General features: G+C 74.2%; 10 protein-coding genes. 3 read left to right on the forward strand and 7 right to left on the reverse strand.

Going from position 1 to position 8602, the window contains the following annotated elements; genetic code table 11:
* From ACSNOD_RS24595 to ACSNOD_RS24615, 5 genes are all read right to left on the reverse strand, one after another.
* Nucleotides 1-352: uracil-DNA glycosylase (locus tag ACSNOD_RS24595; protein WP_436769231.1), on the reverse strand; the 352-nt coding region annotated here is incomplete at its 3' end.
* A 132-nt stretch (nucleotides 353-484) separates the two neighbouring features.
* Nucleotides 485-1339: an SDR family oxidoreductase gene (locus ACSNOD_RS24600; RefSeq protein WP_436769222.1), complete on the reverse strand. Its 855-nt coding sequence runs from the start codon at nucleotides 1337-1339 to the stop codon at nucleotides 485-487.
* A 17-nt stretch (nucleotides 1340-1356) separates the two neighbouring features.
* Entirely contained in the window at nucleotides 1357-2118 is a 762-nt protein-coding gene (fabG, locus tag ACSNOD_RS24605) for a 3-oxoacyl-ACP reductase FabG (RefSeq protein WP_436769223.1), read from the reverse strand.
* A gap of 206 nt (nucleotides 2119-2324) precedes the next feature.
* Nucleotides 2325-2723, reverse strand: coding sequence for a DUF3037 domain-containing protein (locus ACSNOD_RS24610; protein ID WP_436769224.1), 399 nt, complete (start codon nucleotides 2721-2723; stop codon nucleotides 2325-2327).
* A complete protein-coding gene (locus ACSNOD_RS24615) occupies nucleotides 2720-3544 on the reverse strand; it encodes a HipA family kinase (protein ID WP_436769225.1) in 825 nt (274 codons plus the stop codon). The genes ACSNOD_RS24610 and ACSNOD_RS24615 overlap by 4 nt, the downstream gene beginning before the upstream one ends.
* A gap of 172 nt (nucleotides 3545-3716) precedes the next feature.
* Between ACSNOD_RS24615 and ACSNOD_RS24620 the strand changes: the two genes are divergently transcribed.
* Both ACSNOD_RS24620 and ACSNOD_RS24625 read left to right on the forward strand, forming a co-directional pair.
* Entirely contained in the window at nucleotides 3717-4187 is a 471-nt protein-coding gene (locus tag ACSNOD_RS24620) for a Rieske (2Fe-2S) protein (RefSeq protein WP_436769226.1), read from the forward strand.
* A 153-nt stretch (nucleotides 4188-4340) separates the two neighbouring features.
* Nucleotides 4341-4838, forward strand: coding sequence for a pyridoxamine 5'-phosphate oxidase family protein (locus tag ACSNOD_RS24625; protein ID WP_436769227.1), 498 nt, complete (start codon nucleotides 4341-4343; stop codon nucleotides 4836-4838).
* Nucleotides 4839-4961: 123 nt separating this feature from the next.
* On the opposite strand, the gene ACSNOD_RS24630 is transcribed toward ACSNOD_RS24625, so the two are convergent.
* On the reverse strand, nucleotides 4962-5900 hold the full coding sequence (locus ACSNOD_RS24630) for a LysR family transcriptional regulator (protein WP_436769228.1): 939 nt from the start codon (nucleotides 5898-5900) through the stop codon (nucleotides 4962-4964).
* 75 nt (nucleotides 5901-5975) lie between these two features.
* On the opposite strand from ACSNOD_RS24630, the gene ACSNOD_RS24635 reads away from it, so the two are divergent.
* The gene (locus ACSNOD_RS24635) at nucleotides 5976-7082 is read left to right on the forward strand and encodes a DMT family transporter (protein ID WP_436769229.1); all 1107 of its coding nucleotides are present in this window, start codon (nucleotides 5976-5978) and stop codon (nucleotides 7080-7082) included.
* 47 nt (nucleotides 7083-7129) lie between these two features.
* On the opposite strand, the gene ACSNOD_RS24640 is transcribed toward ACSNOD_RS24635, so the two are convergent.
* Nucleotides 7130-8458, reverse strand: coding sequence for an aminotransferase class I/II-fold pyridoxal phosphate-dependent enzyme (locus ACSNOD_RS24640; RefSeq protein WP_436769230.1), 1329 nt, complete (start codon nucleotides 8456-8458; stop codon nucleotides 7130-7132).
* Nucleotides 8459-8602: the final 144 nt, after the last annotated feature.

An 8602-nucleotide genomic window follows, 5' to 3' on the forward strand; every position in this document is an offset into this window, starting at 1 on the left:
GCAGCACGCCCTGGCGGGCCCACGGCATCAGATAGCCGTTGTCCGGCACCGGGTGCCCGAGCTCCTCGTGCATCTCCTTGTAGATGTTCCGCAACGACGGCGGCGTCCTGACCCCGGGGCGCACCGAGAAGCAGAGGCCATGGCCCTGGCCCTCCCCGTGGTAGGGGTCCTGCCCGAGGATGAGCACCTTCACCTGGTCGTACGGGGTCGCGTCCAGGGCGGCGAATACCTCCTCGCGTGGGGGATAAACCGGCCCCCTGGCCCGCTCCTCCTCGACGAACTCGGTGAGCTCCTTGAAGTAGGGCTTCTCCAGCTCCTCACCGAGGACACCGCGCCAGGACTCGGGCAGCATGTCGGTCACGTGAACAACCTCCGGGATGTGATGCGTTCTCCACCACAGAACCTACCGGCGGCCACTGACAACGCCGCCCCGGAGGCACCCGGGCCGGAGGCATGAGGGCCTCGGCCCCTTGCGTACCGGGCCTCAGCCGACGCCCGCGTTGAGGAAGATCCCGCCGTCGACGACCAGCGTCTGGCCGGTGATCCAGCCGGCCCGCTCGGAGAGCAGGAACTCCGCCGCCCCGCCGATGTCCTCCGGCGCCCCCAGGCGCCCCAGCGGGTAGGCGGCCGCGGCCTCCTCCTCCCGGCCCTCGTACAGCGCCTTGGCGAACTTCGTCTTCACCACGGCCGGAGCGATGGCATTGACCCGCACGGCCGGCGCCATCTCGTGCGCGAGCTGAAGGGTGAGGTTGATCATGGCGGCCTTGCTCATGCCGTACGCGCCCACGAACGGCGAGGCGTTGACCCCGGCGATCGAGGCGATGTTCACGATGGCGCCGCCGTGGTCCTTCTGCCACGCCGCCCAGGTCCGCTGGGCGAAGCCCAGCGCCGAGAGCACATTGGTCTCGAACACCTTGCGCACCACGGCGAGGTCGAGATCGGCCAGAGGGCCGAAGACCGGGTTGGTGCCGGCGTTGTTGACGAGGTGGTCGAGCCGGCCGAAGGCCGCCATGGTCCGCTCGACGGCCTCGGCCTGGTGGGCCTCGTCATGGGCCTTGCCGGCGACGCCGATGACCGTGGGGCCGCCGTCGTCGAGGGGGCTCGCGGCGGACAGTCGCTCGACGGCCTCCTGGAGCGCCTCCTCGCCGCGGCCGGTGACACAGACCCGGTGGCCGCGCGCCACGAGCGCCTCGGCGATGCCGTAGCCGATGCCGCGGCTGGCGCCGGTGACGAGCGCGACCCGCCCGCCGTCCGGGCCCTCCTCGCCGGCGCGGGCGCCGTCTGCACCCTCCTCGCCGGCGCGGGCGCCGGCCGGGTGATTGTCGCTGCGAGCGGTCATGGTGTCGAGGTCCCCGTTCAGTTGAGCGGTCCGCCGGCCACGTACAGCACCTGGCCCGAGACGAATCCGGCGGCCTCGCCGGTGAAGAAGGCGATGGCGTTCGCGATGTCCTCCGGCCGCCCCACCCGCTGGACCGGGATCTGGCTCGCGGCCGCGGCCTGGAACTCCTCGAAGCCCATGCCCACGCGGGCGGCCGTGGCGGCGGTCATGTCGGTGGCGATGAAGCCGGGGGCCACGGCGTTCACGGTGATGCCGAACTTGCCCAGCTCGATCGCGAGGGTCTTGGTGAAGCCCTGGATGCCGGCCTTGGCGGCCGAGTAGTTGGCCTGGCCGCGGTTGCCGAGGGCGGAGCTGCTGGAGAGGTTGACGATCCGGCCGAAGCCGGCGTCCACCATGTGCTTCTGGCAGGCGCGCGCCATCAGGAACGCACCGCGCAGATGGACGTTCAGCACGGTGTCCCAGTCGGTGTCGCTCATCTTGAACAGCAGGTTGTCGCGGAGCACGCCGGCGTTGTTGACCAGGACGGTGGGCGGGCCGAGCTCGGTGACGATCCGGCCCACGGCCTCCTCGACGCGCGCGGAGTCCGCCACGTCGCAGCCCACCGCCAGCGCGGTGCCGCCCGCCGCCGTGATCTTCTCGACGGTGTCGCCGCACGCCGCTTCATCGAGGTCGAGCACGGCGACGGCCCGGCCCTCGGCCGCCAGCCGGACGGCGGTGGCCGCGCCGATGCCCCGGGCGGCCCCCGTCACGATCGCGACGCGCTGATCTTCGGTGGACATGCTGGTCTCCTCGCGCTCGGCCGGTGCGCCCCCGACGCCCCGCGGAACCGGGGCGGCCCCGCGGACGGGCCCCTGAGCGACCACTGATGAGCAATCGCCGATGAGCAACCGCTTAGTAGGGGGCCGACGAAACGCTAGAAGTCCCGGCACACCGTGTCAACGGGCCGGGGGCCGGGGCCGGGGACGCGCCCGCCCGGCCGGGGCGCTCAGCGCACCAGCAGGTCCAGCAGGCGCCGCGCCTCCACCTCGGGGTCGGCCGTCAGGCCGGTGTGCACCGGGCCGGGCTGGACGACCGTGGAGCGGGGGGCGATCAGCCAGCGGAAGCGCCGGCCCGCGTCGTCGCCGGCGGCCTGGCCGGCCGGCTCCCCGCCCCGGCACACGCACTCGACCGCGTGCAGCGCCGCCCGCACCCCGGCGATGTCCACCTCGGGGTCGAGGGCCCGCAGCCGGGCCTCGTCGAGATGGGTCACCGCGGTGACGAAGGAGCGCGCCCGGCAGTAGAGCACCACACCCGCGTTGATGAGCTCGCCGCGCTCGACCCGCGGCACGACCCGCAGCAGCGCGTACTCGAAGACGTCGCGGGGGCCGGCGTTACGCCCGTTCACTTCGCGTCCTTCCGGTGCAGCCGAGCGGTGAGCCACCCCGGGGCCTGCGAGGGCCTGGGCTCCGTCCGTTCGCCCACGGTGATCCGCTCGTGCATCGTACCGGCGCGGGCGAGCAGCGCCTCCACATAGGCGCGGCGCACCTCGTCGGGGCCGGCGAAGCCCGGCTCGTCGACGAGCCACGCGTCGGGCACCAGCGCGGTGACGGCGGTGAGCAGCTCCTCGGTGACGCGCGGGGCGAGCTCGGCGGCGGCGGCCGCGATGTCCGGGCCGAACGGCGCGAGGGCGTGGTCGGAGGCGTCGTACGGCTTGCCGGCCGCGGTGGCGGCGGAGGGCCAGTTGTGGTGCCAGATCATGGTGGCGCCGTGGTCGATCAGCCAGAGGTCGCCGTGCCAGACGAGCATGTTGGGGTTGCGCCAGGAGCGGTCGACGTTGTTGATGAGCGCGTCGAACCAGACCACCCGGCCGGCCTCCGCGGGCGACACCTCGTAGGCGAGCGGATCGAAGCCCAGCGAGCCGGGCAGGAAGTCCATGCCGAGGTTCAGCCCGCCGCTGGCCTTGAGGAGCGCCTGCACCTCCTGGTCGGGCTCGCTCAGCCCGATCACCGGATCGAGCTCGATGGTGACCAGCTCCGGCACCCGCAGGCCCAGCGCGCGGCCCAGCTCACCGCAGATGATCTCGGCGACGAGGGTCTTGCGGCCCTGTCCCGCGCCGGTGAATTTCATGACGTACGTGCCACAGTCGTCGGCCTCGACGATCCCGGGCAGCGAGCCGCCCTCACGCAACGGCGTGACATAGCGGGTGGCGGTGACTTCGGTCAGCATTACGCCAGGTTACGGGGGCCTTGCGGGCGAATCACGCGGGTTTCCCCGCGGAAGTGGACCACGGCCGCCCCGCGGACGGTGAACATCGGACGGGTCGGCGCCGTACCTGTGGACTGAACCGGCCGCAGCACCGCCGGTCGTACGGCGATCCACCACGAAAGGGACGCACACCATGACGGAATCTCAGGGGAGCGGGCGGATGCCGAGCCGCCGCGGCGTGGTCGTCGCGGCAGGGGCGGCCGGGCTCGTCGCCGCGCTCGCCGCCTGCGGCTCGGACGAGTCCAAGCCGTCGGGCACCGCGGACACCGGCGAGCGGACGGGCGGGGACCCGGCGCGGCCGCCGCAGGCGGGCTCCGGGACGGTCCTCGCGCGCACGTCCGAGATCCCGGAGGGCGGCGGCAAGGTCTTCCCCGATCAGAAGGTCGTGGTGACCCAGCCCAGCGCCGGCCGGTTCCTGGCGTTCTCATCGATCTGCACCCACCAGGGCTGTCCGGTCAAGGACGTCACCAACGGCCTGATCAACTGCCCCTGTCACGGCAGTACGTTCGACATCGCGGACGGGAGCGTGAAGAAGGGACCCGCCACGCGCCCCCTGCCGGCGGCGAAGGTGTCGGTCCAGGGCGACTCGATCACCCTCGCCTGACCGGCCGCCGCGAACGGCGCCCGCCCTTGCGCCCCGCGCCCCGCGCCCCGCCCTTGCGCCGCGCGGGCGCCGGCGCGATGATTCCCGAGGACCTGACGGATCGTCAGGCTTGATGGATCACGGCGGCGCTGGCCGCGTACCCGGAGGTCACGGATGACCGGCGCGGAGGGATCGGCCCAGCGGCGGGGCCGGCGCGTGATGATGGCACCGGACGAGATCCACGCCTTTCTGAGCGAGCGGCGCACCTGCCGGGTCGCGACGGTGGGCCGCGACGGCGCCCCGCACGTGAGCCCGCTGTGGTTCTGCTGGGACGGCTCCGCGCTGTGGCTGCACTCCCTCGTCCGCAGCCGCCGCTGGGCCCACCTGCGCCGCGACCCCCGGCTGGCGGTGGTCGTCGACGACGGGCGGGAGTACGGCGAGCTGCGCGGGGTGGAGCTGGCGGGGCGGGTGGAGGTCGTCGGCGAGGTGCCACGCCGGGGCGCGCCGGCGTCGTCCCCCGCGCTCGAACGGGTCGAGCGGCTGTTCGCCGCCAAGTACTTCGGCCTGACCGAGATGCCGTACGACGGCCGCCACGGGTGGCTGCGGCTCGTTCCCGAGGAGACGCTCTCCTGGGACTTCCGCAAGCTCGACGGCCGCTTCACCGCGAGCTGAACGGCGACTTCGCGGCGGGCCGGGCGGTCGGCCGTCGACTGCCGGCCGCCGGCTCGCCACGGGCCCGGTAGCCGGTCGGCCGCAGGCCGGGCGGCCGACTCGCCGCGGGCCGGGAGCCCGTTCTCACCTTCCGGACGGGCCGGTCCCCGCGTCCGCCGCGCCGGGCACCGAGCCGGCCGCGGCCCGCAGCGCCGTCACCGCGGCCCGGATCGACGGGCGGCGGTCCGCGTCGATCCGCCAGACCGCGTACACATGCCGCTTCATGGTGTGCCGCACCGGGATCACCCGCACCCCCGGCGGCACCGGGCCGCGGCCGAGCCGGGGCGCGATCGCGACCCCCAGGCCGGCGGCCACCAGGGCCAGCTGGGTGTGGTGCTCCTCCGCCGTGTGGGACACCCGGGGCTCGATGCCCGCGCCGCGCAGGGTGAACATCAGCCAGTCGTGGCAGAACTCGCCCTGCGGCCAGGAGATCCACTCGTCGGTCGCGAAGTCCTCGAGCTCGACCACCGCGCGGTCGGCGAGGGGGTGGTCGGCGGGCAGGGCGACATCGGCCGGGTCGTCCAGCAGGGGCGCCTTGGCCAGTCCTTCGGGCATGGAGAGCGGCTTGTTGTACCAGTCGAGCACCACGGCCAGGTCGATGTCACCGCGCACCGCGCGGGGCACCGCCTCGTCGGGCTCCATCTCCTGGAGCCGGGTGCGCAGCTGGGGGTGGTCGACGCGGAGAGCGGCGAGGGCGGCGGGGAAGAGCCCGCGGGCCGCCGTCGGGAACGCGCCGAGGAGCAGTTCGCCCACGGCCTGGCCGCGATGGGCCTCCAGATCGGCCTGGGCGAGCTCGACCTGGGAGAGAATCCGGGAGGCGTGTTCGGCGAGCAGCCGGCCGGCGTCGGTGAGGCGGATGCCCCGGCCGTTCTTGGCCAGCAACTGCTGGCCCGCCTCCCGCTCCAGCTTGGCCAGTTGCTGGGAGACGGCGGACGTCGTGACGTGCAGGCCGTCGGCGGCGCCGCTCACCGAACCGTGGCGGGCGACGGCGTCCAGCGTCCGAAGGCGGTCCAGGTTCAACATGTAAGAGATTCTAAGTTATGGGGCGCAAATAATCTCGCTTGTCCTTAGAGGTTGCCCCAGGCCATCGTGGTGTCCATGACCAGCGCCACCCCACCGGCTCCAGCAGCCGCAGCCGCCTCTCCGGACCCGATCGCATCAGGAGACGCCACCTCCCCTGGAGGCTCCGCGGCCCCGAAAGCCTCCACGACCCCCACGGCCCTCGCGGCTCCGCCGGCCGGCCCGCGCCGCCTCGCCCTCGACTGGCGCATCCGCTTCGCCGCCCTCTGCCTGATCTGGGGCTTCAGCTTTCTCCTGATCAAGGTGGGCACGCAGGCGTACGCGCCGCTCCAGGTGACGCTGGGCCGCATGGTGTTCGGCACCGCCGTGCTGGCGATCGTCCTGATGGCGAAGCGGGAGCGGCTGCCGCGCGGGGTGCGCGCCTGGGCCCACCTCACCGTCGCCGCGTTCTTCCTCAACGCCCTGCCGTTCACCCTGTTCGCCTACGCCGAGCTGACGATCCCGTCCACGCTGGCCGGCATCTGCAACGCCACCACCCCGCTGTGGGGCATGGCCCTGTCCGTGGTGAGCCTGTCGGAGGACCGGCCGACCCGCCGCCGGGTGGCGGGCCTGGGCCTCGGTTTCGCCGGCGTCCTGGTGGTGCTCGGCGCCTGGCAGGGCTTCTCCGGCCAGGACCCGGCGGGCACCGTGATGGCGCTGGTCGCCTCGCTCAGCTACGCCGTCGGCTGGATCTACGTCCGGCGCACGCTCACCGGCTCCGGCAGTTCGAACCTCTCCATGGCGGGCGCGCAGCTGCTGCTCGGCACGGTGCAACTGGCGCTGGTCACCCCGCTGTTCACCTCCCTGCCCACCTCGTTCCCGATCGCGCCGCTGCTGTGTGTGGTGGCCCTGGGGGCCGTCGGCACCGGCATCGCGTTCCTGGTGCAGTACGGGCTCGTCGCCGAGGTCGGCCCGACGACGGCCACCCTGGTCACCTACTTCACCCCGGTCATCGCCACGGCCGCGGGGGTGCTGCTGCTCGACGAGCGGCTCACCTGGAACACGCCGGTGGGGGCGCTGATCGTGCTGATCGGTGCCGCGCTGACCCAGGGCGGCGGCGGGTCGGGGGCCCCGGGCCGGGCGCGCGCCCGGCTGCGCGGACGAAGCCGCTCGCGGTCGCGGGCGGGCACGGGCGCCCGGTCGTAGCGCGCCCGGACGCAGCGCCTCGGCCCTGGCGCCTCAGCCATGGCGCCTCAGTCATAGCGCCCCCCGGGTGCCGGGCTGAGCGCTTCGGCCACCGCGTCGGCCAGCGGTTCCACGTCGTGGAGCGTCAGCGTCGACACGGTGATCCGCACGCCCGGGGGCGAGGACAGCCGGAACCGGGCCCCCGGGGAGACCGCCCAGCCGCGCCGCAGCAGCCCGGTCACCACACCCGTCTCGTCGGAGACGGGCACCCACACATTCATTCCGGTGCGACCTCGGGCCGCCACCCCGCGCTCGTTCAGCGCCCGGACGAGGGCGTCCCGGCGGGCGCCGTAGGAGCCGGCGACCTCGGCCGTGTCCACGGCGCCCGAGGCCCACAGATGGGCCACGGCGCCCTGCAGCAGATGGCTCACCCAGCCCGCGCCGAGCCGCTGCCGGCCGCTGACCCGGTCGATCGTCACGCGGTCCCCGGTCAGGACCGCGAGCCGCAGATCGGGCCCGTACGCCTTGGCCGTGGAGCGCACCAGCGCCCAGCGCTCCCGGCCCGCCGAGAGCGGGTGCAGCGGCTCGTCGACGATGGCATGGCCGTGGTCGTCCTCGATGAGGAGCACCTCGGGGCGGCGCGCCAGGATGTCGCGCAGCGCGCGGGCGCGCGCGGGGCTCACGGCGGCGCCCGTCGGATTCTGCGCCCGCGCCGTCACCACGACCGCCCGGGCGCCGGCGGCCAGGGCGCCGGTGAGGCGGTCGGGCAGCGGCCCCTCGTCGTCGACGGCGCAGGGCACCGGCCGCAGCCCCAGCGCGGGGATCAGATCGAGCAGGCTGCCCCAGCCCGGGTCCTCCACGACCACCGCGTCGCCCGGTCGCAGATGGGCCATCAGCACGCGTTCGATGGCGTCGAGCGACCCGGAGGTCAGGGCGATCGGGCCCGGCGGCACGCCATCGGCCTCGAAGGCGGCGCGGGCGGCGCGCTCCAGGCCCGAGTCGACCGGCCGGTCGCCGTAGAGGGTGGGCCGCTCGTCATAGCGCCGGGCCGCCGCGGCGAGGGCCGGCCCCAGCCGCGGCAGCAGCGCGGCGTCGGGGTTGCCCGTGAGGTCGCGCACCCCCGGCGGCACCTCGACGTGGATCGCCCCGCGCGGCGCGGTGGCCGGGCGGGCCCGCACCCGGCTGCCCCGGCGCCCGGCGGTCTCGATCACCCCCCGTTCGCGCAGGGAGCGATAGGCCGCCGCCACGGTGTTCGGGTTCACCCCCAGCTCCTCGGCGAGCTCGCGGAGCGGTGGCAGCGGCTGACCGGGGCTCAGCTCACCGGAGCCGACGGCGAACTCGACGCTGGCCGCGATCTCCGCTGCGCGCCGACCCGTGATGCGATAATCTCCTAGCACAAAACAGATTATGCACTAGTGCAGAACAGTTGGGGGATGAAACGGCATGACGGATCTCTCTCCGGCGGGCGCGGGCAGCGCGCCGACCGCCATGACGACCGGTGCGCCGACCGACGGCCCGGCCGCCGCGCCGACCGAAACCCC

Origin of the sequence: Streptomyces sp. URMC 123 (assembly GCF_051386515.1) — a bacterium.
GTDB lineage: Bacteria > Actinomycetota > Actinomycetes > Streptomycetales > Streptomycetaceae > Streptomyces.